Origin of the sequence: Dietzia lutea (assembly GCF_003096075.1) — a bacterium.
Lineage (GTDB): Bacteria > Actinomycetota > Actinomycetes > Mycobacteriales > Mycobacteriaceae > Dietzia > Dietzia lutea.
The window spans coordinates 1,950,279-1,973,537 of the sequence record NZ_CP015449.1 but is presented as its reverse complement, the minus strand read 5'-3'; the positions used below and the strand labels follow the sequence as shown (position 1 = coordinate 1,973,537).

At 71.0% G+C, this 23,259-nt stretch carries 23 protein-coding genes; 17 read left to right on the top strand and 6 right to left on the bottom strand.

Annotated elements, in window-relative coordinates; all coding sequences use genetic code 11:
• Positions 1-15: 15 nt before the first annotated feature.
• On the bottom strand, positions 16-681 hold the full coding sequence (locus tag A6035_RS08995) for a peptidoglycan DD-metalloendopeptidase family protein (RefSeq protein ID WP_108849172.1): 666 nt from the start codon (positions 679-681) through the stop codon (positions 16-18).
• A 413-nt stretch (positions 682-1,094) separates the two neighbouring features.
• Between A6035_RS08995 and rpsB the strand changes: the two genes are divergently transcribed.
• The 5 genes from rpsB (at position 1,095) to A6035_RS08970 (ending at position 5,517) form a co-directional block, all read left to right on the top strand.
• Positions 1,095-1,976 (top strand): 30S ribosomal protein S2, encoded by an 882-nt coding sequence (rpsB, locus tag A6035_RS08990; protein WP_108847510.1) that lies wholly within the window; start codon positions 1,095-1,097, stop codon positions 1,974-1,976.
• A gap of 209 nt (positions 1,977-2,185) precedes the next feature.
• Entirely contained in the window at positions 2,186-3,010 is an 825-nt protein-coding gene (tsf, locus tag A6035_RS08985; protein WP_108847509.1) for a translation elongation factor Ts, read from the top strand.
• 238 nt (positions 3,011-3,248) lie between these two features.
• Positions 3,249-3,974 (top strand): UMP kinase, encoded by a 726-nt coding sequence (pyrH, locus tag A6035_RS08980; protein ID WP_108847508.1) that lies wholly within the window; start codon positions 3,249-3,251, stop codon positions 3,972-3,974.
• A 65-nt stretch (positions 3,975-4,039) separates the two neighbouring features.
• Positions 4,040-4,597 (top strand): ribosome recycling factor, encoded by a 558-nt coding sequence (gene frr, locus A6035_RS08975; protein ID WP_108847507.1) that lies wholly within the window; start codon positions 4,040-4,042, stop codon positions 4,595-4,597.
• 41 nt (positions 4,598-4,638) lie between these two features.
• Entirely contained in the window at positions 4,639-5,517 is an 879-nt protein-coding gene (locus tag A6035_RS08970; protein ID WP_108847506.1) for a phosphatidate cytidylyltransferase, read from the top strand.
• 66 nt (positions 5,518-5,583) lie between these two features.
• Here A6035_RS08970 and A6035_RS08965 read toward each other — a convergent pair whose 3' ends face one another.
• Positions 5,584-6,024, bottom strand: coding sequence for a LapA family protein (locus A6035_RS08965; RefSeq protein WP_108847505.1), 441 nt, complete (start codon positions 6,022-6,024; stop codon positions 5,584-5,586).
• An 84-nt stretch (positions 6,025-6,108) separates the two neighbouring features.
• On the opposite strand from A6035_RS08965, the gene rlmN reads away from it, so the two are divergent.
• Positions 6,109-7,218, top strand: a complete 1,110-nt coding sequence (rlmN, locus tag A6035_RS08960; RefSeq protein WP_108847504.1) for a dual-specificity RNA methyltransferase RlmN — start codon at positions 6,109-6,111, stop codon at positions 7,216-7,218.
• A gap of 167 nt (positions 7,219-7,385) precedes the next feature.
• Here the strand turns inward: rlmN and A6035_RS08955 are convergent, their stop codons facing one another.
• Positions 7,386-7,760, bottom strand: coding sequence for a DUF2631 domain-containing protein (locus tag A6035_RS08955; RefSeq protein WP_108847503.1), 375 nt, complete (start codon positions 7,758-7,760; stop codon positions 7,386-7,388).
• Positions 7,761-7,923: 163 nt separating this feature from the next.
• Here A6035_RS08955 and dxr point away from each other — a divergent pair, with 163 nt between their 5' ends.
• The 8 genes from dxr (at position 7,924) to A6035_RS08920 (ending at position 15,842) form a co-directional block, all read left to right on the top strand.
• Positions 7,924-9,087: a 1-deoxy-D-xylulose-5-phosphate reductoisomerase gene (gene dxr, locus A6035_RS08950; RefSeq protein ID WP_108847502.1), complete on the top strand. Its 1,164-nt coding sequence runs from the start codon at positions 7,924-7,926 to the stop codon at positions 9,085-9,087.
• 3 nt (positions 9,088-9,090) lie between these two features.
• Positions 9,091-10,311 (top strand): M50 family metallopeptidase, encoded by a 1,221-nt coding sequence (locus tag A6035_RS08945; RefSeq protein WP_268817662.1) that lies wholly within the window; start codon positions 9,091-9,093, stop codon positions 10,309-10,311.
• A gap of 135 nt (positions 10,312-10,446) precedes the next feature.
• Positions 10,447-11,595 (top strand): flavodoxin-dependent (E)-4-hydroxy-3-methylbut-2-enyl-diphosphate synthase, encoded by a 1,149-nt coding sequence (gene ispG / locus A6035_RS08940; protein ID WP_200836388.1) that lies wholly within the window; start codon positions 10,447-10,449, stop codon positions 11,593-11,595.
• 3 nt (positions 11,596-11,598) lie between these two features.
• Positions 11,599-12,453: a GNAT family N-acetyltransferase gene (locus A6035_RS08935; protein WP_108847500.1), complete on the top strand. Its 855-nt coding sequence runs from the start codon at positions 11,599-11,601 to the stop codon at positions 12,451-12,453.
• Positions 12,454-12,657: 204 nt separating this feature from the next.
• Entirely contained in the window at positions 12,658-13,107 is a 450-nt protein-coding gene (locus A6035_RS08930) for a hypothetical protein (RefSeq protein ID WP_244192397.1), read from the top strand.
• Complete coding sequence (locus tag A6035_RS18215; RefSeq protein WP_159149604.1) at positions 13,107-13,259, top strand: hypothetical protein; 153 nt, start codon at positions 13,107-13,109, stop codon at positions 13,257-13,259. The genes A6035_RS08930 and A6035_RS18215 overlap by 1 nt, the downstream gene beginning before the upstream one ends.
• A gap of 64 nt (positions 13,260-13,323) precedes the next feature.
• Positions 13,324-14,199: a type I methionyl aminopeptidase gene (map, locus tag A6035_RS08925; protein ID WP_108847499.1), complete on the top strand. Its 876-nt coding sequence runs from the start codon at positions 13,324-13,326 to the stop codon at positions 14,197-14,199.
• 164 nt (positions 14,200-14,363) lie between these two features.
• Complete coding sequence (locus A6035_RS08920) at positions 14,364-15,842, top strand: flavin-containing monooxygenase (RefSeq protein WP_108847498.1); 1,479 nt, start codon at positions 14,364-14,366, stop codon at positions 15,840-15,842.
• Between the two features lie 16 nt (positions 15,843-15,858).
• Here A6035_RS08920 and mtr read toward each other — a convergent pair whose 3' ends face one another.
• Both mtr and A6035_RS08910 read right to left on the bottom strand, forming a co-directional pair.
• A complete protein-coding gene (gene mtr / locus A6035_RS08915; protein WP_108847497.1) occupies positions 15,859-17,259 on the bottom strand; it encodes a mycothione reductase in 1,401 nt (466 codons plus the stop codon).
• A gap of 5 nt (positions 17,260-17,264) precedes the next feature.
• The gene (locus tag A6035_RS08910) at positions 17,265-18,299 is read right to left on the bottom strand and encodes an alpha/beta hydrolase (RefSeq protein ID WP_235026755.1); all 1,035 of its coding nucleotides are present in this window, start codon (positions 18,297-18,299) and stop codon (positions 17,265-17,267) included.
• A 135-nt stretch (positions 18,300-18,434) separates the two neighbouring features.
• On the opposite strand from A6035_RS08910, the gene mqo reads away from it, so the two are divergent.
• The 3 genes from mqo (at position 18,435) to A6035_RS08895 (ending at position 22,383) form a co-directional block, all read left to right on the top strand.
• Positions 18,435-19,931: a malate dehydrogenase (quinone) gene (gene mqo / locus A6035_RS08905; protein WP_108847495.1), complete on the top strand. Its 1,497-nt coding sequence runs from the start codon at positions 18,435-18,437 to the stop codon at positions 19,929-19,931.
• Between the two features lie 135 nt (positions 19,932-20,066).
• Entirely contained in the window at positions 20,067-21,293 is a 1,227-nt protein-coding gene (cobA, locus tag A6035_RS08900) for a uroporphyrinogen-III C-methyltransferase (protein WP_108847494.1), read from the top strand.
• Between the two features lie 103 nt (positions 21,294-21,396).
• Entirely contained in the window at positions 21,397-22,383 is a 987-nt protein-coding gene (locus A6035_RS08895) for an LLM class flavin-dependent oxidoreductase (protein WP_108849169.1), read from the top strand.
• Positions 22,384-22,469: 86 nt separating this feature from the next.
• On the opposite strand, the gene A6035_RS08890 is transcribed toward A6035_RS08895, so the two are convergent.
• On the bottom strand, positions 22,470-23,219 hold the full coding sequence (locus tag A6035_RS08890; RefSeq protein ID WP_108847493.1) for a YaaA family protein: 750 nt from the start codon (positions 23,217-23,219) through the stop codon (positions 22,470-22,472).
• Between the last annotated feature and the right edge of the window lie 40 nt (positions 23,220-23,259).

The window sequence follows — 23,259 nt, the reverse complement described above, 5'->3', positions numbered from 1 at the left end:
CGCCGCCGCCGCTTCTCAGCCCACGCCGTCGCCGGGCAGGGTCGGCTTGAGACGGATCGGACGGTGGGCGTCGGCCAACAGCGCGAGCGGATCGACGTAGTCGTCGTCGTCACCGGACGGGCCACCCGAGGCCACCCGCGCGCCCCAGTGCAGACACGCCACCACCGGACACCCGGGGTGGCCGGCGAGGAGCCGGCCGATCCGTGCACCCGCGGCGACGGCGTCTCCGGCGCGCACGTCGGCGGCGACCGGTTCGTACGTCGTGCGCAGCCCGCTGCCATGGTCGATCGACACCACCGGCCGCCCGGCCACGGCGCCGGCGAAGGACACCGTCCCGTCGGCGGGGGAGAGGACGGGTGAGTGCGGCGCCGCGGCCAGGTCGACCCCGCGGTGGCCGGGCAACCACCGCCGCGCCGGAGGGTCGAACGCGGTGACCACCGACAGCGGGCCCGGCACGGGGCCGACCATCGCCGGACGTGGACCGACCGGCGCCGCGCCGGAGTCCGGAGCGACGCCCACGGTCGGCGCGGCGTCCGCTGACGGCACAGCGCCCGCGGACGGCACCGAGGCGGGCGGAGCGGCGGAGGCGAGGGGCACGACGACGAGGACGACGACGAGCGCCGCGGTCACGAGGCCGGCGGACGCCCCGTCGCGCCCACCCCGTCCACGAGACCTGATCATCGTCACGCCCCGAGTGCACCGCACAGGCCCGCCCACCGCCAGGGGCGGCGCGCCCGTTGTGGACAGGGTGGACGACCATCCCCAGGGCCGGGGGACCGGTCGGAAGAGGCCCGCCTTGGCTGCGCGGGGCCGAGGGGATATGCTTCCCAGTGCGGTCGACTCTCGTCGATCGACTTCGCGTGTCCTGCGGCGACCCGGTCAACGGCGCCGCATCCGGGCCCCGGGGCTGCAGAGCCCCGGCCTCCCCGGACGTCGGACCAGCAGGTGCCCCCGCACGCCGGGGGTCCGGCCCGGCGCGGACACCAGGGCCCGCCGCCGCCCGGCGAGTGGGCATAACCCGATACGTACCAGAAAGCGAGGACGAGGGCCTCGCGGTCCGGCTGCTTCCAAGCCGGACGAGCCCTCAACCCATCATGGCAGTCATCTCCATGAAGCAGCTGCTCGACGCAGGCGCCCACTTCGGCCACCAGACCCGCCGCTGGAACCCGAAGATGCGTCGGTTCATCTTCACCGACCGCAACGGCATCTACATCATCGACCTGCAGCAGACCCTGACGTACATCGACCAGGCGTACGAGTTCGTCAAGGAGACCGTCGCCCACGGCGGCACCGTCCTGTTCGTCGGCACCAAGAAGCAGGCCCAGGAGGCCATCGCCGAGGAGGCCGCCAAGGTCGGGATGCCGTACGTCAACCAGCGTTGGCTGGGTGGCATGCTCACCAACTTCCAGACCGTGCACCAGCGGCTCCTGCGGCTCAAGGAGCTCGAGTCGATGGAGCAGACGGGCGGATTCGAGGGTCGCACCAAGAAGGAGATCCTCATGCTCACGCGCGAGAAGAACAAGCTCGAGCGCACGCTCGGCGGTATGCGTGACATGAGCAAGGTCCCCTCCGTGGTGTGGGTCGTCGACACCAACAAGGAGCACATCGCCGTCGGCGAGGCCCGCAAGCTCAACATCCCGGTCGTCGCTCTGCTCGACACCAACTGCGACCCGGATGTCGTCGACTACCCGATCCCGGCGAACGACGACGCGATCCGCTCGGTCACCGTGCTGACCCGCGTCATCGCCTCCGCCGTCGCCGACGGTCTCAAGGCCCGCTCGCAGGCCGGCAAGGCCACCGGCGAAGAGGCCGAGCCGCTCGCCGAGTGGGAGACCGAGCAGCTCGACCAGGTGACCGGTGGCGCCGCCACCGAGGGCACCGAGGGTCCCGCCGCGGACATCACGGGCACCGAGTCGCCCGCCGCCGAGGCCCCCGCGGCCGAGGTCCCCACCGAGGCTCCGGCCACCGAGGCCTGATCCGCACCACCAGCTCGAGCGCCATCGGGCCCGGCCGCCCACGATCCCCGAGGGGATCTTCCCGGTGGCCGGGCCCGAGGTGTCGGAGGCGGTGGGCGGCCGTCCCCGGACGTCCCGGCGTCTAGGGTGGAGACGATCGCGCCCGCCGCCCGACTCTTGAACACCTTTCCCGACACATCACGAACCCCTTTAAGGAGGGTCGCCCCACCATGGCGAACTACACCGCTGCCGACGTCAAGCGTCTGCGTGAGCTCACCGGCTCCGGGATGATGGACTGCAAGAAGGCCCTGGAGGAGACCGACGGCGACTTCGACAAGGCCGTCGAGGTCCTGCGCATCAAGGGCGCCAAGGACGTGGGCAAGCGCGCCGAGCGCACCACGGCCGAGGGCCTGGTCGCCATCAAGGACGGCGTCATGATCGAGCTCAACTCCGAGACCGACTTCGTCGCCAAGAGCGCCGAGTTCATCGCGCTCGCCGACAAGATCGTCGACGTCGCCGCCTCGCAGGGCATCTCGGACCTCGACGCCCTCAACGCCGCCGAACTCGACGGTTCCACCGTCGCCGACGCCGTCGTGTCGTTCTCCGCCAAGTCCGGCGAGAAGCTGGTCCTGCGCCGCGTGGGCAAGCTCGACGGCCCGGTCGCCGTCTACCTGCACAAGCGTTCCTCCGACCTGCCGCCCGCCGTCGGCGTCATGGTCGCCTACTCGGGTGAGGGCGAGGCCGCCGAGTCCGCCGCGCGCGCCGCCGCGATGCAGATCGCCGCGCTCAAGGCCCAGTACGTCTCCCGCGACGAGGTCCCCGCCGACATCGTCGCCAAGGAGCGCGAGATCGCCGAGGCCACCGCCCGCGAGGAGGGCAAGCCGGAGCAGGCCCTCCCGAAGATCGTCGAGGGTCGCCTCAACGGCTTCTTCAAGGACGTCTGCCTCCTCGACCAGCCGTCGGTCACCGACAACAAGAAGACCGTCGGCGCCCTGCTCGACGAGGCCGGCGCGAAGGTTTCGGCCTTCCTGCGCTTCGAGGTCGGCCAGGCCTGATCCGACCGGGACCCGTCACCAGGGGTCCCACACGACGGCGGCACCCGGGATTCCCGGGTGCCGCCGTCGGCGTCTGCGGACCCGGGTGTCCCCGCGCCCGGCGGGCTCCGGTGTGGCGTCAGGGGCGATAGGGCAGAATGAACGCGGTCCCACCATGGGCCGCACGCCACCCCGACGACACCCCGTCGGGGGCGTTGACGCGCGATACGGGCTCGATCCGCCCGGGACGAGGAGAACGATGACCGACCCGCGGGACGGCTACAGGCGAGTGATGCTCAAGCTGGGCGGCGAGATGTTCGGCGGCGGCGGCGTGGGTATCGACCCGGATGTGGTCCAGTCGGTCGCCCGTCAGATCGCCGAGGTGTCCCGCACGGGGGCGCAGATCGCGATCGTGATCGGTGGCGGCAACTTCTTCCGCGGCGCCCAGCTGCAGCAGCGTGGCCTGGACCGCGCCCGCAGTGACTACATGGGGATGCTGGGCACCGTGATGAACTGCCTCGCCCTGCAGGACTTCCTCGAGCAGGAGGGCGTCTCGACGCGCGTCCAGACCGCCATCCACATGGGACAGGTCGCGGAGCCGTACATCCCGCTGCGCGCCGAGCGGCACCTGGAGAAGGGGCGCGTCGTGATCTTCGGCGCCGGCATGGGCATGCCCTACTTCTCGACCGACACCACCGCGGCGCAGCGGGCGCTGGAGATCAAGGCCGACGTGCTGCTCATGGCCAAGGCCGTCGACGGTGTGTATTCGGATGATCCCCGCACGAACCCCGGGGCCGAGCTGTTCACCCGCATCGAGCACCGCGAGTGCCTCGAGCGCGGGCTGAAGGTGGCCGACGCGACCGCGTTCAGCCTCTGCATGGACAACAACATGCCCATCCTGGTCTTCAACCTCCTCACCGAGGGCAACATCGCTCGCGCCGTGGCCGGTGAGCAGATCGGGACCCTGGTCAGCAGCACTGACTGAAGCAGCCCGCACTGACCCGCCCGCCACCGGACCACAGCCACCGACGAGAACGAAAAGAGACGCACATGATCGACGACACTCTGCTCGAGGCCGAGGAGAAGATGGAGAGGGCGCTCGAGCACGTCCGTGACGAGCTCGCCGCCATTCGCACCGGCCGCGCCAATCCGGGCATGTTCAACCGCGTGCTCTGTGAGTACTACGGGACGCTCACCCCGATCACCCAGATGTCCAGCATCACCGTCCCCGAACCACGGATGCTGATCATCAAGCCGTACGAGATGTCGCAGATCGGCCCCATCGAGAACGCGATCCGCAACTCCGACCTCGGCGTCAACCCGACCAACGACGGGCAGGTCCTGCGCGTCACGGTGCCGCAGCTCACCGAGGAGCGGCGTCGTGATCTGGTCAAGCAGGCCAAGGCCAAGGCCGAGGACGGACGGATCGCGGTCCGCGGCGTCCGACGCAAGGCGATGGACGAGCTCAAGCGCATCCAGAAGGACGGCGAGGCCGGCGAGGACGAGGTCACCGCCGCCGAGAAGGAGCTCGACAAGCTCACCCAGCGTTACGTGGCCGATGTCGACGAGCTGGTCAAGATCAAGGAAGGCGAGTTGATGGAGGTCTGACCTCCCTGCCCGTTCCGCCCTTCACAGTCGAGGAGTACGCCGTGGACACCGCTCCCCCCGGACCGCCCGGGCCCACTGCCGCGGCCGCCGCACCTCCGTCGCGCGCCGGCCGGGACCTGACCCGGGCCATCCCCGTCGGGGTCGGCCTCGGTGCGCTCGTGATCGCGAGCATCGCCTTCACCCCTCGCGCCTGGTACGTCGTCGCCGCGGGAGCCGTCGCGATCGGCACCTGGGAGGTGTTCAAGCGTCTGCGGCAGGCGCGGTTCCGGCTCCCGCTGATACCGCTCCTGCTGGGCGGGCAGGCGACGGTATGGGCGGGTTTCCTCAGCGGGGCGGAGGGCGCCTTCGCCGCGTTCGCCGTGACCACTGTCGTGGTGTTCGTGTGGCGACTGCTCATGGGCGGACTGACCACCGCGCCGAAGAACTACATGCGGGATGCCTCGGTCGCGGTGTTCGTCCTGGTGTGGATCGCCGTCCCGGGCTCGCTGGGCGCCATGCTGTCCGACGGGGAGTTCGGGGCGCAGCGGGTCGTGGCGCTCATCCTGCTGGTCGTGTGCTCGGACGTCGGTGGCTACGTCGCGGGGGTGCTGTTCGGCAAGCACCCGATGGCCCCGGCGATCAGCCCGAAGAAGTCCTGGGAGGGTTTCGCCGGTTCACTTCTGTTCGCCACGGTCGGCGGCGCCACCGTGGTGGCGACGATGTTCGACGACAGCATTTGGAAGGGGATCCTGCTCGGCGTCCTCACCGTGTTCACCGCGACGCTGGGCGACCTCGTCGAATCCCAGGTCAAGCGGGATCTGGGCATCAAGGACATGGGGACGATGCTGCCGGGCCACGGCGGTTTCATGGACCGCCTCGACTCCGTGCTGCCCAGTGCCGTGGTCGTCTGGGTCGTCTTCACGTACGTCGTCCCGACCTGACCGGCCGGGGGCGGGCCGACCTGACCGGCCGGACCGACGGCGTGGGGAGCCGCGGGCCCGGCGGGGTCAGTGCCCGCGGGCCGAGAGCTTGCGGGCCCTGCGCGCACGCATCCGCAGCTGGAGGATCCGGAATCCGGCGAACAGCGCCATGATGAGCGCCCCGGCGATCGCCGCCAGGAGGATCAGCACCCCCAGCGGCAGACTGAATTCCCACCCGAGGTAGCGGACGTCGGTCGAGGTCGTGTTCTGCGCGATGAAGATCAGCAGCAGGACCGTCACCAGTGCGCCCAGGACGAGACCGACCCACGCCGATCCCAGGAGGCCGCCGGCGGTGTCGGGGTAGGGGTCGTCCCCGTTCCCCCGGCCCGGTCGTGGGCTGTCGGTCGCCCCGTCCTGGGGGGCCGGCGCCGAGTCGCCGACATCGGATCGCCCGGCGGGCAGCCCACCCGACGCGTCGCCTGCGCCCGGATGATCAGGGTCTACGGGATCGTGTGAACGTGTGGCCATACCAGAACTGTATGTGCTCATCTCATCGGGCGGCACCGTTGGCGGTGTGTCCTGCGCGTTCGTTTCTGACAGAATGGCCGAATCATGGCTGAACCTCTTCCCCTCGTATTCGACGCCCCTCGCCGCGGGCTGCCCCCGCGCCACTTCGCCGACCTCGACTCCGACGGCCGCGCGGTGGCGATGGGTGACCTCGGGGTCCCCTCGTTCCGTGGGAAGCAGCTGGCGAACCAGTACTTCGGGCGGCTGGAGGCGGACCCGCGCGAGATGACCGACCTCCCGGCCGATCTGCGCGACCGGGTGGGGCAGGAACTCTTCCCGCCGCTCACCACCTCGCTGCGTCACGTGTCCGCGGACGAGGGCACCACGCGCAAGACGCTGTGGAAGCTGCACGACGGGTCGCTGGTGGAGAGCGTGCTCATGCGCTACCCCGACCGGGCGACGGTCTGCATCTCGAGTCAGGCCGGCTGTGGCATGGCGTGCCCGTTCTGTGCGACGGGGCAGGGCGGCCTCCAGCGGAACCTGTCGACGGCGGAGATCCTCGAGCAGGTTCGCGTGGCGGCGCGGGCGCTGCGGGACGGCGATATCCCGGGGGGACCGGGGCGCCTGTCGAACGTGGTCTTCATGGGGATGGGGGAGCCGCTGGCCAACTACAAGCGGGTACTCGCCGCGGTCCGCGGGATCATCTCGCCCCCGCCGTCCGGTTTCGGGCTCTCGCAGCGCTCGGTGACCGTGTCGACGGTCGGGGTCGTCCCCGCCATCCACCGGCTCGCCGAGGAGGGACTCCAGGTCACCCTCGCCGTGTCGCTGCACACCCCGGACGACGAGCTCCGCGACACCCTGGTGCCGGTGAACAACCGGTGGCCGGTGACCGAGGTGATGGACGCGGCCCGCCACTACGCCGACGCCACCGGCCGGCGTGTGTCCATCGAATACGCGCTGATCCGCGATGTGAACGACCAGGTCTGGCGCGGGGAGATGCTCGGTCGGTTGCTCGCGCAGCGGCTCGGGCCCATGGCGCACGTCAATCTCATCCCGCTCAACCCGACGCCGGGAAGCGAATGGGACGCCAGCCCCCGCCATCAGCAGGACGCCTTCGTCGCCGCCGTGCGCGCGGCCGGCGTGTCCTGCACGGTCCGTGACACCCGCGGCTCGGACATCGACGCCGCGTGCGGACAGCTGGCCGCCGAGGGCTGATCGCCCCCGGAGTCCGTTCTCGCGTCGGGCGGCGCGCCGACTCCCGGATCGCGGCCGCGCGGACTCCCGACCGCTACCGCGCCGACTCCCGTCGCCGCCTCACCGACGAGAAGGGCCGCCACCGCTCCGGGGAGTGGTGGCGGCCCTTCGTCCGGGTCGGCCCGGCGTCAGTGCTTGGCGGGAGCGATGCCCTCCGGGTTCCTGGCGGCGTCGCCGGTCGCGACCGTGCTGGCCGCGGCGTAGTGGTGCGCGGAGACCTCGTGGATCCGGCTCTTCTTGAGGGTGTCGTCCTTCTTGGGACGCAGCGAGATGACCATCCAGATGGCCAGGATCGCGGCGATGCTCACCAGCCAGATGTTCTCTACCCGGCCGATGTGGTTCCCGAAAAGCATCGCCAGGAGGAACAGGACGAAGAACCCGCCCACGGCGACGCCGACAATCCTGCTGTGCTTGTGCCAGCCCCAGGCGACCGAGGGCTCGTCCACGGAACTGATTCCGTTGACGACGATCTCCCTGCTGGTGTGGTGTCCGTCAGCGCTCATGCTCCCCGGTTCTCCTCACGGCTCGCTGGCAGCCCTGCGGGCCGCCGACATCGTGGCCAGTTTGTCACACCGCCTTCTCAGGTCGACGCCTAACCCGCCGAGGGAGGCCCCGAGGGGGTCGTCCGATGCGGCGCATACGGCCGTCGCCGTGGACAATGGCGGGGTGACCACGCGCGTTCTCGTCCTCGGCAGTACCGGTTCGATCGGTACCCAGGCACTCGAGGTGACCTCGCAGGCCGGTGCCGACCGCTTCGAGGTGGTCGGGTTGGCCGCGGGCGGGGGCCGGGTAGATCTCCTCGCGGAGCAGATTCGCGCGACCGGCGCGCGCATCGTCGCCGTGTCGGACCCGTCCGCGGCCCGGCGGATCGGCTCGTCGTTCCCGGATGTGACGGTCCTGTCCGGTCCGTCCGCGGCGACTCAGCTGGTCGACGCGGTGGAGTCGGACGTGGTGCTCAACGGCATGGACGGGTCGAGGGGACTGGGGCCGACCCTGGCGGCGCTGCGCTCGGGCGCCCGGTTGGCACTGGCCAACAAGGAGTCGCTAGTCGCCGGGGGCGCGCTCGTGACGGGGGCGGCCGCGCCGGGGCAGTTGATCCCGGTGGACTCGGAGCACTCCGCGATGGCGCAGTGCCTGCGCGCGGGCACGGCCGAGGAGGTGTCCTCGCTGGTCCTCACCGCGTCCGGTGGCCCGTTCCGCGGTCGGACGCGCGCGGAGCTGGCCGACGTCACGGCCGAGCAGGCGCTGCGCCACCCCACGTGGGCGATGGGCCGGATGATCACGCTCAACTCGGCGACGTTGGTCAACAAGTCACTCGAGCTCATCGAGGCGCACCTGCTGTTCGGGGTGCCCTACGACAGGATCGAGGTCACGGTCCACCCGCAGTCGGTGGTGCACTCGGCCGTGACGTTCGTCGACGGGGCGACGGTGGCCAAGGCCTCGCCGCCGTCGATGAAGCTCCCGATCGCGTTGGCCCTCGGCTGGCCCGACCGCGTCCCGGGTGCGTCGACGCCGCTGGATTTCACCCGCGCCCACACGTGGACGTTCGAACCGGTCGACTCCGGGACCTTCCCCGCGATCGAGGTGGCCCGCGCGGCCGGCGAGGCGGGTGGCCTGCGCACGGCGGTGTTCAACGCGGCCAACGAGGAGGCCGCGCCGGCGTTCCTCGACGGACGGATCCGGTTCGCGGACATCGTGGACGTGGTGGCGGAGACCGTCGGCGCCGCGGACGAGTGGGCGTCGGATCCGCGGGACCCCGACGACGTCGCGGCGGCGGAGTCCTGGGCGCGGCGGCATGCCGCGGCCATCGTCACGGGCCTGGAGGGCTGAGTCGTGCTGATCGTCGGGATCGTCCTGTTCGCGCTGGGGATCATGGTGTCGATCGTGCTGCACGAGTACGGGCACATGAGGGTGGCCCTGTGGTCGGGGATGAAGGTGCGCCGGTTCTTCGTGGGCTTCGGCCCGACCCTGTGGTCGGTGCGGCGGGGCGGGATCGAGTACGGGCTCAAGGCGGTCCCGCTGGGCGGGTTCTGCGACATCGCCGGGATGACCGCGTACGACCGGTTGTCGCCGGAGGACGAACCGAAGGCCATGTGGCGTCAGGCGTGGTGGAAGCGCGTCGCGGTGTTGCTGGCGGGGCCGTTCATGAACATCGTGCTGGCGATCGCCCTGTTCTACACGGTCGCCCTGGGGTGGGGGTTGGCCAACAGGGACGTCCAACCGATCCCGACCGACCGGGTCGCCGCGGTGGTCGGTGACACGTGCGCGGGTGCGGACGAGTGTGGCATCGGCGTGGGCCCCGCCGGTGAGGCGGGGATCCTCCCGGGCGACCGGATCACCGCCGTCGACGGGGTCCCCGTGGTGAGCTGGGCCGACCTGTCGGACGTGGTGTCGGCGCGCCCGGGCGAGACCGTGCCGGTGGCGTTGGAGCGGGACGGGGAGGAGGTGACGACGACGACGACGTTGACCTCGTCGACCGTCGACGGTCAGGCGCGGGGAGCGCTCGGTGTCCGGCTCTCGGAGGACGGGATCCCGCAGGAGATCCTCGACGACCCCGCGTATCAGAACGTCCACACCTATGACGCGATCTCCGCGGTGCCCGCGACCTTCGTCTTCACCGGTGAGATGGTTGAGGCGACCGTCGAGGGCCTGATCTCGTTCCCGGCGAAGATCCCGGCCGTCGCGGCGTCGATCTTCGGCCCGGAGCGGGCCGAGGACTCGCCGGTGTCCGTGGTGGGCGCCAGCTACATCGGCGGACAGGCGGTCGAGCAGGGGCTGTGGAGCCTGTTCCTTCTCTTCCTCGCCGGACTCAACCTCTTCCTCGGCGCGTTCAACCTCGTGCCGCTGACGCCGTTCGACGGCGGCCACATCGCGGTGGTGTTCTACGAGAAGATCCGCGACGCGGTGCGGAGGCTGCGCGGGCTGGCTCCCGGCGGCCCGGCCGACTACGAGAAGCTCGCGCCGCTGACGATGGCGGTGTTCGTCTTGTTGATCGGCGTCTCCGCGATCGTTATCACCGCCGACTTCGTCAACCCGATCCTGCTGCCGGGCTGAGCCGACCCACACCCACCTCGCCCCCGTCGCCGGTTACCCGGATAATGGCGGGCGGGACTCGCGGGCACCCGGCCCGCAGCCCCTACGGAAGGCCCTGTTGTGAACGACTCATCCTCGATCCCGGTCGGACTGGGTATGCCCGACTCACCGCCGCCGGTGCTGGCGCCGCGGCGCAGGACCCGGCAGCTGTTCGTCGGCCCGGTCGGCGTGGGCAGTGATCACCCGGTCTCGGTCCAGTCCATGACCAACACCAAGACGCACGACATCAACTCGACGCTGCAGCAGATCGCCGAGCTCACGGCGTCCGGCTGCGACATCGTCCGCGTGGCCTGCCCGCGGCAGGAGGACGCCGACGCGCTGTCGACGATCGCCCGCAAGTCGCCGATCCCGGTGATCGCCGACATCCACTTCCAGCCCAAGTACATCTTCGCGGCGATCGACGCCGGGTGTGCGGCGGTGCGCGTCAATCCGGGCAACATCAAGGAGTTCGACGGGCGCGTCAAGGAGGTCGCCAAGGCTGCCGGCGACGCGGGCATCCCGATCCGTATCGGCGTGAACGCGGGTTCGCTCGACCCCCGCCTGCTGGCCAAGTACGGCAAGGCCACGCCCGAGGCGCTCGTGGAGTCGGCCGTATGGGAGGCCTCCCTGTTCGAGGAGCACGGGTTCGGTGACATCAAGATCTCGGTCAAGCACAACGACCCGGTGATCATGGTCGAGGCGTACCGGCAACTCGCGGCCCAGACCGACTACCCACTGCACCTCGGGGTGACGGAGGCGGGCCCAGCGTTCCAGGGCACCATCAAGTCCGCCGTCGCGTTCGGCGCGCTGCTGTCCGAGGGCATCGGCGACACGATCCGTGTCTCCCTCTCTGCCCCGCCGGCCGAGGAGATCAAGGTAGGCGCGCAGATCCTGCAGTCGCTCAACCTGCGCCCGCGGAAGCTGGAGATCGTCTCCTGCCCGTCCTGCGGTCGCGCACAGGTCGACGTGTACAAGCTCGCCGAGGAGGTCACCGCCGGTCTCGAGGGGATGAGCGTGCCGCTGCGTGTGGCCGTGATGGGCTGCGTGGTCAACGGACCGGGCGAGGCGCGCGACGCCGATCTCGGTGTCGCCTCGGGCAACGGCAAGGGGCAGATCTTCGTCAAGGGCGAGGTCATCAAGACGGTGCCGGAGGCGGCGATCGTGGAGACCCTCATCGAGGAGGCCATGCGGATCGCCGACGAGATGGGCGAGACGGTGGGGGAGGCCGCCGAGGGGCAGGGCCCCCAGGTCAAGGTCACGCGATAGGCCGTGACCGATACGGCTGCACCGGGCACCGGGATCGGGGAGTGCCGGGAGGTCGGCCCGGGCGAGTCCCGGGCCGTGTCCGATGTGCTCGCGTCCGATCCGCTGGTCTCGGCGCCCGCCGCGGAGAAGCTCGCGACGTCGGGCGTGGTCGCCGGTGCGGACGGTCGCTTCCTCACCCTGGGCGGTCCCGCGCGGTCGCTGGTCTTCGTCGGCAGTTCCGTGCTGCCCCTGCGCGGTGACGACGCCGATCACCGCGCGCTCGGCCGCGCGGTCGCCGGTCTCGGGCTCGGCCCCATGTCCGTCCACGGTCGGCGGGAGCAGGTGGCCTCCCTGTGGCCGGCTCTCCGTGACGCCTGGGGCGAGGCCAGGGAATACCGCGGGCGGCAGTTCCTCATGACGCTGGAGCGCCCGGTGGATCCCGCGATGATCCCCGACGGGATCCGCCCCGCCACCCTGGAGGAGTTCGAGCCGGTCCTGGCGGCCGCCGCGGCCATGTACCGCGAGGAGCTGCGCGCCGACCCGTTCGCCGTGGGGGCGGGGATCCCCTTCCGCCGTCGCGTCGCCCGTTCGCTGGCGAGGGGGCGGACCTGGATCGGGCTCGACCGGGGCGAGGTGGTCTTCAAGGCCGACGTCGCCGCTCTCGCCCCGCGGGTCGCGCAGATCCAGGGCATCTGGGTGCACCGGGAGAGGCGGGGCGCCGGTCTCGGATCGGGGGGGACGGCCGCGGTGTGCGCGGCGCTCCGGTCCCGCGGGCTCACGCCGTCGCTCGTGGTGAACGGGTCCAACGTCGCCGCCCGCGCCGCCTACCGCCGCGTCGGCATGACCGACGCCGTCGACTACGCGACCGTCCTCCTGTGATCAGCACCGCCGCCGCCGCGCGGGCCCGACCCCGAGCGGGGTACCGCGCCCGCCGCGGCTTCGGGCCCGGCGGGGCGCTGTGGGACAGTGGATCGGAAGTCGGATCGTGACCTCGAACTTCTGGAACCGCACGGAGGGTAGGACGGCGATGAACCGGACAGCGACAGTGACCACCGGACACGGTGCCTCGCAGAGGAGGGCCGCGTGAGCGTTCCCGCCCCCGCGCCCGCCGCCCCCGCGCCCGCCGCCCCCGCGCCGGTCGGAAGGGCCGTGGCCGATCCGGGTTTCCGGTCGCAGCGCGGAGCCGACCGGCTCATGCGGCGCCTCCTCGGGATCCACGAGATCGACAGCAAGGCCGGCTCGGGCGCGCACCGCGCGTTTCGTATCTCCGTTCTCGTGTCCGCCGTGCGCTGCCTCATCACGTACCTCGCCATCCCGATCCTCGTGCCGCTGCTCAGCCTGTCCGGGTGGGTGGCGGCCCCGGTCGGAATCGCGCTGTGCGTCATCGCCGTCGTCAACGGTGTGGTGAGTGTGCGGCGCTTCTGGGCGTCCGACCACGCGCGGCGCTGGATCTACACCGCCTTCATGGGCGTCGTGTTCGTCATCCTCGGCGTGGCCATGGTCTCCGAGCTGAGCCGGCTGGGGGTGATGTGATGGATCCGCGACAGGACCCCGACACCGGGGCCGAGCAGGAGGACCGGGTGGAGCCCGACGAGACCGGCCGGTCCCCGGGCGGCGACGTGCTCACCATGTGCCTCTTCGGGGCCATGGTGATCGTCGCCTCGATCTGTTTCGTCATCTGGTGACTCGCCGCCCCCGTGCGCGGCCACCGGCGGGGCCGGTCGGCTCGTCCCGGCCTATCCTGGTGGCATGACCACCTCCACCCGGCAGCCCCTCGTCCCCGGTGACCCCACCCCGATACGGACGGTGCCCGACTCGATCTCGCGTCCGGAGTACGTGTGGCGTGACCGCGTCGACGAGGCCAACGGCGAGGCGTGGGTGCAGCCGCCCGAGGTGATCGACGCGATGCGCGTGGCGAGCAGGATCGCGGCGGACGCGCTCGTCGCCGCCGGTGAGGCCGTCGCGCCGGGCGTGACGACCGACGAGATCGACCGGGTCGTCCACGAGTACCTGTGTGACCACGGGGCCTATCCGTCGACGTTGGGATACAAGGCGTTCCCCAAGTCGTGCTGTGTCTCGCTCAACGAGGTCATCTGCCACGGAATCCCCGACACCACGGTGATCCGGGACGGCGACATCGTGAACGTGGACGTGACGGCCTACATCCACGGCGTGCACGGCGACACGAACGCGACGTTCCTCGCCGGCGAGGTCAGCGACGAGGTGCGGCTGCTGGTCGAGCGGACCGAGGAGGCGATGAACCGCGGGATCAAGGCCATCCGCCCCGGACGCGAGGTCAACGTCATCGGTCGCGTCATCGAGTCCTACGCCCGGAGGTTCGACTACACAGTGGTCCGCGAGTTCACGGGTCACGGCGTGGGGCCGACCTTCCACAACGGGCTCGTCGTCCTGCACTACGACGAGCCGTCGCGGACCGAGGTCCTCGAGCCGGGCATGACCCTGACCGTCGAGCCCATGATCTCCCTCGGCGGCCCGGGGTTCGAGGTCTGGGACGACGACTGGACCGTGACGACCGCGGACAAGGCGTGGACCGCGCAGTTCGAGCACACGGTCGTGGTGACCGAGGACGGCTACGAGATCCTCACCCTGCCCTCCGGCTCCTGACCCTCCGGCGGGCGGGGTGAACGCCCACGGGGGCGGCGAACGCCCGCGGGTCCGGTGCGCGCCCGCGGGTCCGGTGCGCGCCCGCGGGGAGTCGTGGCGGCGTCATATGAACGGTCGTCCCGATGTGGCCTCGGGGGTGGACACGGCAAGGCATACTGTCCAGCATGATCGACTCGCCCCGTGGACCCGTGGACCAGATCGACCTGCTGGTGGTGGGCGCCGGCTTCGGCGGTATCGCCATGGCCGACCGTCTCCTACGCGAGGGTCGGGGCCGCGACTTCCTCGTCCTCGAGGCCGCCGACGAGGTGGGCGGGACGTGGCGCGACAACACGTATCCGGGCTGCGCCTGTGATGTGCCGACGGCGCTGTACTCGCTGTCCCGTCACGCCCACCCGGGGTGGTCGCACTCATTCGGTCGGCAGCCCGAGATCCACTCCTACCTGGTGTCGGTCGCCGACCGTATCGGCCTGCGTGAGCGGCTCGTCACCTCCTGCGAGGTGACCGCGGCGAGGTGGGACGCCACAGCGGGGTCGTGGATCGTCGACACGAGTCGCGGGCAGGTGCGGGCGCGGCACCTCGTGGCCGCGACGGGCGCTCTCTCCGCGCCGTCGGTTCCCCGCCTGCCGGGGCTCGACTCGTTCGAGGGGGAGGTGTTCCACTCCGCCCGGTGGCGACACGACATCCCACTCGAGGGCAAGAGGGTCGCCGTGGTGGGCACCGGGGCCTCCGCCGTGCAGTTCGTGCCGGAGATCGCCGGGACCGCCGAGCACGTGACGGTGTTCCAGCGGACCCCCGGGTGGATCCTGCCCCGGCTCGACCGTCCGATCTCCGAACGCCGCAAAAAGCTGTACCGGCGACTGCCGCTCCTGCAGAAGCTCGTCCGCGGGCGGATCTACCTGGGGCGCGAGCTGTACGTCGTCGTGTTCACCCGGGCGCAGGTCCTGCTGCGCTTCTTCGAGTGGTTCGCACGGTTCTACCTCTTCCTCAAGGTCCGCGACCGCCGCATGCGCAGGGCGCTCACGCCGGACTTCTCGATCGGCTGCAAACGCGTCCTGCTCACCAGCCACTGGCTCCCCGCGCTGACGCGCCCCGACGTGACCCTCGTCCCCGGGGCGGCGTCCGCCGTCACGCCCGGAGGCCTGGTCGCCGACGACGGGACCGAGCACGCGGCGGACGTGATCATCTTCGGCACCGGCTTCCAGCCGACCGAGCCACCAATCTCGAAGCTGATCACCGGAGCGGACGGCCGCACGCTCGCCGAACACTGGGACGGCAGCCCGCGCGCCCACAACGGCGTCACCGTCTCCGGCTTCCCCAACCTGTTCCTGCTCTACGGACCCAACACCAACCTGGGGCACTCGTCGATCGTGTACATGCTGGAGTCGCAGGCCGGACACGTCCTGCGACTGGTCGACCTGACGGAGCGGTCGGGGGGCGGGACGATCCAGGTGCGGGCTGAGGTGGAGCAGGCCTACGCCGATCGCATGGACCGTGAACTGGCCCACACCGTGTGGAACCAGGGCGGGTGCTCGAGTTGGTATATCGACTCGCGGGGCCGGAACTCACTGCAGTGGCCGACGTTCACGTTCCGGTACCGCGAGCAGGTCCGCACCGTGGACCCGGGGGACTTCGTCCTCACCTGACGGCGCCCGCCGCGGACTAGAAGCCGCGGTCGGGGAAGTCCAGACCGAGCAGCGCGTTCTCGACCACCTCGGCCATCGCCGGGTGGATCCAGTACTGACGCCGCGCGAGATCGGGCACGGTGATCTCGAACTCCATCGCCTGGATGAGGATCTGGATCAGCGACGGCGCGTGGGCGCCCATGATGTGGGCGCCCAGCAGGAGGCCGGTCGCCCGGTCGGCGATCAACTTGCAGCAGCCGACCGAGTCCTCCATCGCCCAGCCGTAGGCCACGTCGCCGTAGTCCTGGGTCTTGACGGTCACGTCGTACCCGGCGGCCCGTGCCTCCGCCTCGGTGAGGCCGACCGACGCGATCTGCGGCCACGTGAAGACCGCGTACGGGACGTGGCTGTGGTGGAACGGCTGCAGATCGTCGGGGTGATGCAGGTTGTGGCCGAGCACGCGCTGCTCATGGTTGGCGACGTGCTTGAGCTGGAACGGCGAGCTCACGTCCCCCAGCGCCCACACCCCCTCTGCGGTGGTGCGGCCGTACTCGTCCACCCGGACCCGGGCGCCGTCCATCTCCACCCCGGCGGAGGACAGCCCGAGCAGATCGCCGTTCGGCGTGCGCCCGGTCGCCACGAGGAGCGCGTCGCCCGAGCAGGTCGAGCCGTCCTCGAAGCTGACCTCCACGCCCCGGCGGTCCTCACCGGTCGCGGTCATGTTGGTGATCTGCTGACCGAGTCGCACGTCCCAGCGACGCCCGGCCGCCGCGGTGAACCGCTCCGCGAGCTCGCGGTCGAGATGCTTGAGCAGCACGTCGGAACGACCGATCACGGTGACCTCCACGCCCAGGGAGGAGAAGATGTGCGCGAACTCGCAGGCGATGAAGCCGGACCCCTGGATGACGATCGACTTCGGCAGCTCCGGGATCCGCATCACGTCGTCACTGGTGTGGAAGGCCACGCCGGCCTCGGTGACGATGTCGGGGATCGACGGACGGCCACCGGCGGCGATGACGACGGAGTCGGCGGTGATGATCTCCCCGGTGCCGGTGTCGATGGTGCGCGGCCCGACGAACCGCGCGTGGCCGTCGTACACCGTGACGTTGTCGCAGCGGTTACGCCGGTAGTCCTCGCCGCTGTTGGCGATGGGGTCGATCCGACGCTCGAAGACCCGCGAGACGATGTCCGGCCACCGGACCCCGTCGAGCGTCGAGTCGACCCCGTAGGTCGACGAATGCGTGACCGAGGTGGCCGTGTCCGCTGTGTAGACGAACATCTTGGTGGGGATGCACCCGACGTTGAGGCAGGTGCCGCCGAACGTCCCCTTCTCGCAGATCGCGACGGATTTGTCGGCGAACGACTCGTCGACCAGCGAGTTGCCGCTGCCCGTGCCGATGACGACGAGGTCGAAGTGGCGCGAGGGGGTCTGTGTCATTGCGGTCAGGACTCCTTGGGGTGTGCGGACAGGGTCTGGTCGAGCCAACGCCCGAGATGATCGAAGACCACCTCGAGCACGTCGGCGCGGGAGAGGAAGACATCGTGGCGGGCACCGTCGACGGCGATGTCCGTGACGTCCGCGGAGACGCGGTCCGCGAACCGTTGCATCGACCGGACGTCGAGGATGAGATCCGTGTCGACGTCGATCTCCCCGCCGCGGGGCCTCGTCCCGACCGACGACGCGGTCGAACGCAACAGCAGCACCGGCAGCGGCAGGTCAACGCCGGCCTGCAGGCGGCGCTGAGCGCGGCGCACCGCGGCGAGCCACCCGGCGCGGACGCCCACCCCTCCGGGGGGTTTGAGGGTGGTGTCGAAGTGGAAGTCACCGTCGTGGTCGACGTGGGTGCTGATCACGTACCGGTCCGACGTGGGCAACGGGAGTCGATAGAACGGGCGGACCGAGCCCAATGTCCGGATCACCGGATCGAGCACCGCCCGGGCGCGCTCCGGCACGTCGAGCTGGAACCAGGGGGAGTTCAGCACCACTCCCACGACGGGCTCCAGCGCGGACCGGTCGCGACGCCGCGCCAGCCACAGGGGCACCACCAGGCCTCCCGTGGAGTGCGCGAACACGAACACGGGCACGCCCGGGTGCTCGGCGACGATCACCTCGAGCGCCTGATCCAGCTCGTCGTCGTACCTCTCCAGGTCCGTCGTGAAATGAGGCGTCACCCCCTCCCGCCTCGACCGGCCACACTTGCGCAGGTCGATGCCGTACGTCGCCGTTCCGCGCGCGGCGAGGAACTCGGCCAGGTGCGTGTGGAAGAAGTAGTCGGACAGTCCGTGGACCACGAGCACCACGGCGTCCGGCCGGGTCGGCGCGTCCTCGTGACGCACCAGGGTCGCCGAGATGGGCCCCTCGCCGTCCGGATCGGTCCCGAGCGGGAGGTCGCGCCGTCGGTACGACGGCCCAAGCAGATCCGGGGTCCATCGCGGGTCGGATCCGGAGGCGGCGGGATCGGGGGAGTGCGGCGACACGACGACCACCCTAGTCCGGTGTGCCGCGGCGGCGTCCCCGTGAGTAGGCTTGAAGCCCTGTGGGCGCGGGCCCCCGAGGGACCGCCCCGCGTCGACGTGAGATTCGGGTCCACGACCAATGAGCGAGGGTAGCCGGTGACTTCAGACCAGGTGGCAAAGCACGGAACGACGGATGTGGCGCTCATCGGCGCGGGCACCATGAGCGCGACCCTGGGGGCGTTGCTGCGTCGGCTCCAGCCGGACTGGGACATCCAGGTCTTCGAGCGGCTGGAGGGCCCCGCCATGGAGTCCTCCGACGCCTGGAACAACGCCGGCACCGGCCACTCCGCCCTGTGCGAGCTCAACTACTCGCCCAAGACCGCCGACGGCGACGTCGACATCACCAAGGCCGTAGGCGTCAACGAGAAGTTCCAGGTCTCCCGTCAGTTCTGGTCCTACGCTGTGGAGAACACCATTCTCGGCGACCCGACGGAGTGGATCCGTCCCGTGCCGCACATGAGCTTCGTCGCCGGCAAGGACGGCCAGGACTACCTGCAGAAGCGGTACGACAAACTCGCCGGGCACCCGCTGTTCCCGGGGATGAACCACACCACCGACTTCTCCGAGCTGGAGCGGCTCGTGCCCCTCATGGCGAAGGGCCGCTCGCCCGAGCAGCCGTTCGCCCTGAGCCACTTCTCCAACGGCACCGACGTCAACTTCGGTGCCCTCACCCGTCAGCTGGTCAAGTACCTCACCCGCACGGGCACCGAGGTGCACTACCAGAACCAGGTCAAGGACATCGAGCGCAACACCGACGGCACGTGGCGCCTCACGGTGGCCAACCGCCACACGGGTGACGAGCGCACCGTTGACGCCAAGTTCGTCTTCGTCGGCGCGGGCGGCGGCGCCCTGCACCTCCTGCAGAAGTCCGGCATCCCCGAGATCAAGGGCATCGGCGGGTTCCCCGTCGGCGGCCAGTGGCTGCGTTGTACCGATCCCCAGCTCGTCGAGCAGCACCAGGCCAAGGTCTACAGCCAGGCCTCCGTCGGCGCGCCCCCGATGTCCGTGCCGCACCTGGACACCCGCGTCATCGACGGCAAGAAGGGCCTGCTGTTCGGCCCCTTCGCCGGCTGGACCCCCAAGTTCCTCAAGATGGGCAGCTTCCTGGACCTGCCGTCGAGCATCCGGCTCGGCAACCTCCTGCCCATGGCCAACATCGGCCTCACCGAGATGAGCCTGGTCAAGTACCTCATCACCGAGCTGGCCAAGAACCACGGCGCACGCGTCGACTCCCTGCGCGACTTCGTCCCGTCCGCCCAGGAGGGTGACTGGGAGAAGGTCGTCGCCGGCCAGCGGGTCCAGGTGATCAAGCCCAACGGCCGCGGCGGCACCCTCGAGTTCGGCACCGCCGTGGTCAACGCCGCGGACGGGTCCATCGCCGGCCTGCTCGGCGCGTCGCCGGGCGCCTCCACCGCGGTCGACGCCATGGTCGACGTGCTCCAGCGCTGCTTCCCGAGCCGGTTCGCCGAGTGGAAGCCCGCGCTCGAGGAGATGATCCCGTCGCTGGGCCGCAAGCTCGCCGAGGAGCCGGCGCTGTTCACCGAGCAGTTCGAGCGGTCCACCCGGACGCTCAAGCTCGACCAGAAGGTCTGATCGACCGGCACCGCCGCGCCGCGGCCCCGCCACCCTCATCCCCCGGCCGCCTCCTCGGCGAGGCCGGGGGATGAGTCGTCTCACACGGCCCGGGTCGACGACCGGGGCGCCGCCGACGGCGGATAGGATCGGGGCATGATCCGGCCCGTGAACCCGTACCCCGTCGGCCTGGACCTCGAAGGCCGTCGCGTTGTGGTGATCGGCGGTGGATCCGTGGCGCAACGCCGCGTCCCCGTGCTGCTCGAGGCCGGTGCGGTCGTCCACCTCATCAGCCCGGAGGTCACGCCCACTCTGCAGGGGCTCATCGATACGGGCCGCGTCTGGTGGGAGCCCCGCGAATACCGGACCGGGGATCTCGAGGGAGCGTGGTACGCGGTGGCCGCGACGAGGAACTCCCTGGTCAACGCCCGCGTCGCCGCAGAGGCCGAGCAGCACCGGACCTTCTGCGTCCGCGCCGACGCCGTCACGTCCGGCACCGCCGTGACCCCCGCCGTCGTCCGGCGGGGGCAGATGCTCGTCTCGGTGCTCACCGGCGACCGCGACCGGACCGCCGAGGCGCGCGACATCGTCGCGAGGGCCCTCGACGAGGCCGGTGCCGAGGCCCCGGAGGTCGACGATTCCCTGCGCGGGACCGTCGCCCTGGTCGGAGGGGGGCCGGGTGCGGACGATCTCATGACGGTCCGCGGGCGTCGACTGCTCGCCCGCGCCGACGTGGTGGTCGCCGACCGGCTGGCCCCGCAGCGTCCGCTCGCCGAGCTACGACCGGACGTCGAGATCGTCGACGCCGCCAAGATCCCCTATGGCCGCTCGATGGCCCAGGAGGCGATCAACGAGGTACTCGTGGACCGGGCACAGGGCGGGAAGTTCGTGGTGCGGCTCAAGGGCGGCGATCCCTTCCTCTACGGACGTGGCTTCGAGGAGGCCCAGGCCTGCGCGGAGGCCGGGATCCCGTGCACGGTCGTGCCGGGCGTCTCCAGTGCGCTCGCCGTGCCCGCCCTAGCGGGTATCCCCGTGACCAACCGCGGGATGACCCACGAGCTGACCGTCGTCTCCGGACACCTCCCGCCCGGGCACCCGGGGTCCCTCATCGACTGGGAGGCGCTCGCACGCATGCGCGGCACTCTCGTCGTGCTGATGGGTGTCAAGAACTCGCCCGCGATCGCCGAGTCGCTCATGGCCGGGGGCCGTTCGCCCGACACCCCGGCCGCGGTGGTCGTCGACGGCAGCCTCGAGGGCCAGTCGACCTACCGGTGCACTCTCGGCACCATGGCCGGGACCCTCGACGAGCACGAGGTACGGCCACCGGCCATCGTCGTGATCGGCGACGTCGCCGGTCTCCCGCAGGTCCTCGCCGCCGACTGACGCACCCGGTCGCGCCGCGGCGCCGCGGTTCCGCGCCGACCTCCGGCATGATGGCGTCGTGGACAACCCCAAGAAGATCGGCTTCCTGTCCTTCGGTCACTGGATGGACCATCCGGACTCCGCGGTCCGATCCGCCTCCGACGCGCTGCTCCAGAGCGTCGAGTTCGCAGAGGCGGCGGAGGAGCTCGGCGCGGACGGTGCGTACTTCCGGGTCCACCACTTCGCCCGCCAGCTCGGGACCCCCGCCCCTCTGCTCGCGGCCGTCGGCGCCCGGACCCACCGGATCGAGATCGGCACCGGCGTGGTGGACATGCGCTACGCCAACCCCCTCGGGTTCGCCGAGGACATCGCCGCCGCCGATCTCCTCGCCGGCGGGCGCGTCCAGCTCGGGGTCTCGCGCGGCTCGCCGGAGCAGGTGATCGACGGCTGGCGCTATTTCGGCTTCCGGCCCGGGGAGGGGGAGACGGACGCGGACATGGCCCGGCGCCACACGGAGGTCTTCCTCCGGGCGGTCGAGGGCGCGGCGTTCGCCGAACCCAATCCGCGTCCGATGTTCCCCAACCCGCCGGGGCTCCTCCGCGTCGAACCCCACTCCGAGGGTCTGCGGGAACGCATCTGGTGGGGCGCCGCCTCCGACGCGACCGCCCGGTGGGCCGCCTCGACGGGGATGCATCTCATGTCGTCCACCCTGAAGGCGGACGAGTCCGGAGAACCGCTCCACGTTCAGCAGCGCCGGCAGATCGAGGCGTTCCGGGAGGAGTGGGCGCGCCACGACCACGGGTTCGCACCGAGGGTCTCGGTGTCCCGGTCGATCGTCGCCATCACCTCTGACGCCGACCGGCGCTACTTCCTGGGCGGCGGGGAACGCGGAGATCAGTTCGGGGACATCGAACCGGGCCTCCGCGCGGTCTTCGGCCGCTCGTACGCGGCCGAGCCGGACCAGCTGGTCGAAGAGCTCCGGGCCGACGAGGCGATCAGCGCGGCCGACACCCTGCTCGTGACCGTCCCGACCCAGCTCGGCGTCGACTACAACGCCCACCTGCTGGAGTCGATCCTCACCCATGTCGCGCCGGAGCTGGGCTGGCGCTGACTCCCGCCGGAGACCGTGTCCCGCCGGAGACCGTGTCCCGCCGGGGGAGGTCTCCCCGGGGGAGAGACCCGGCGGGGGGCGTCGACTCAGGGAGCGGTGACCATCGTGACGACCGAGTCGGACTCGTGCTCGACCGTGTGGCCGGCCCGGCGTGCCACGCGGAGAAGCGACGCGACGTCGTCCATCTCCGCCCGCGACGTCGCGAGGGTCCGCGCGAGCAGCCCCTTGTGGAACTTGGAGAAATGGGAGACCACCTTGCGGGTGCCGTCCGGATACTCCGTGACCACGTCGACCGTGACCGCCCCCGGCACCGGACCGAGCTGGTGGTAGCCGCCCGAACGGAGGTCCACGACGAGCTCGTCGTCCCACGCCGCGGTGGCGGCGGTGAGCGACGGCTTCCACACGGAGCGCAGCGTCCCCAGGCCGGGGAGTCTCGTCCCCGCGGAGAGCCGGTAGTGCGGGATCGGGTCGGATGCGCCGACGAGGCCGAAGAGCGCGGACCCGATCCACAGGCGTGACTCGGCCCGCGATCGCGCGGCGCCGCTCAGCGACGGCTGGTCGAGGGCGTCGTAGAGGACACCCGTGTACCGGCTCAGCGCCGGGGCGGTGGGGGAGGACCACAGCTGCGCGTTCAGATCGACCTCGCCCGCGAGTCGCTCACTCAACCCCAGAGCGGCGCGCGCGGCCTCCGGGTCACCGGTGCACAGGGGGACCAGCGTGTCGGCGACCACCTTCCGGGTGTCGCCGAGAGACGGTAGCGAGAGGGCCGTGAGATCGAGTGGGGCACCGGAGCCTCCGACGGACTTGGTCTCGGAGGGCGAGAGGAGGATGCGCACCCGGCAGAGGCTACCGTCGGGCCTGTCCGGCACCCCCGGC

Coding starts and splice junctions, on each gene's coding strand:
- tsf (WP_108847509.1), top strand. CDS start 2,186: ATGGCGAACTACACCGCTGCCGACGTCAAGCGTCTGCGTGAGCTCACC.
- A6035_RS18215 (WP_159149604.1), top strand. CDS start 13,107: ATGGATCCGCGACAGGACCCCGACACCGGGGCCGAGCAGGAGGACCGG.
- A6035_RS08995 (WP_108849172.1), bottom strand. CDS start 681: ATGATCAGGTCTCGTGGACGGGGTGGGCGCGACGGGGCGTCCGCCGGC.
- cobA (WP_108847494.1), top strand. CDS start 20,067: ATGATCCGGCCCGTGAACCCGTACCCCGTCGGCCTGGACCTCGAAGGC.
- rlmN (WP_108847504.1), top strand. CDS start 6,109: ATGGCTGAACCTCTTCCCCTCGTATTCGACGCCCCTCGCCGCGGGCTG.
- ispG (WP_200836388.1), top strand. CDS start 10,447: ATGCCCGACTCACCGCCGCCGGTGCTGGCGCCGCGGCGCAGGACCCGG.
- A6035_RS08965 (WP_108847505.1), bottom strand. CDS start 6,024: ATGGCCACACGTTCACACGATCCCGTAGACCCTGATCATCCGGGCGCA.
- frr (WP_108847507.1), top strand. CDS start 4,040: ATGATCGACGACACTCTGCTCGAGGCCGAGGAGAAGATGGAGAGGGCG.
- mtr (WP_108847497.1), bottom strand. CDS start 17,259: ATGACACAGACCCCCTCGCGCCACTTCGACCTCGTCGTCATCGGCACG.
- map (WP_108847499.1), top strand. CDS start 13,324: ATGACCACCTCCACCCGGCAGCCCCTCGTCCCCGGTGACCCCACCCCG.
- rpsB (WP_108847510.1), top strand. CDS start 1,095: ATGGCAGTCATCTCCATGAAGCAGCTGCTCGACGCAGGCGCCCACTTC.
- A6035_RS08895 (WP_108849169.1), top strand. CDS start 21,397: ATGGACCATCCGGACTCCGCGGTCCGATCCGCCTCCGACGCGCTGCTC.
- A6035_RS08920 (WP_108847498.1), top strand. CDS start 14,364: ATGATCGACTCGCCCCGTGGACCCGTGGACCAGATCGACCTGCTGGTG.
- pyrH (WP_108847508.1), top strand. CDS start 3,249: ATGACCGACCCGCGGGACGGCTACAGGCGAGTGATGCTCAAGCTGGGC.
- A6035_RS08955 (WP_108847503.1), bottom strand. CDS start 7,760: ATGAGCGCTGACGGACACCACACCAGCAGGGAGATCGTCGTCAACGGA.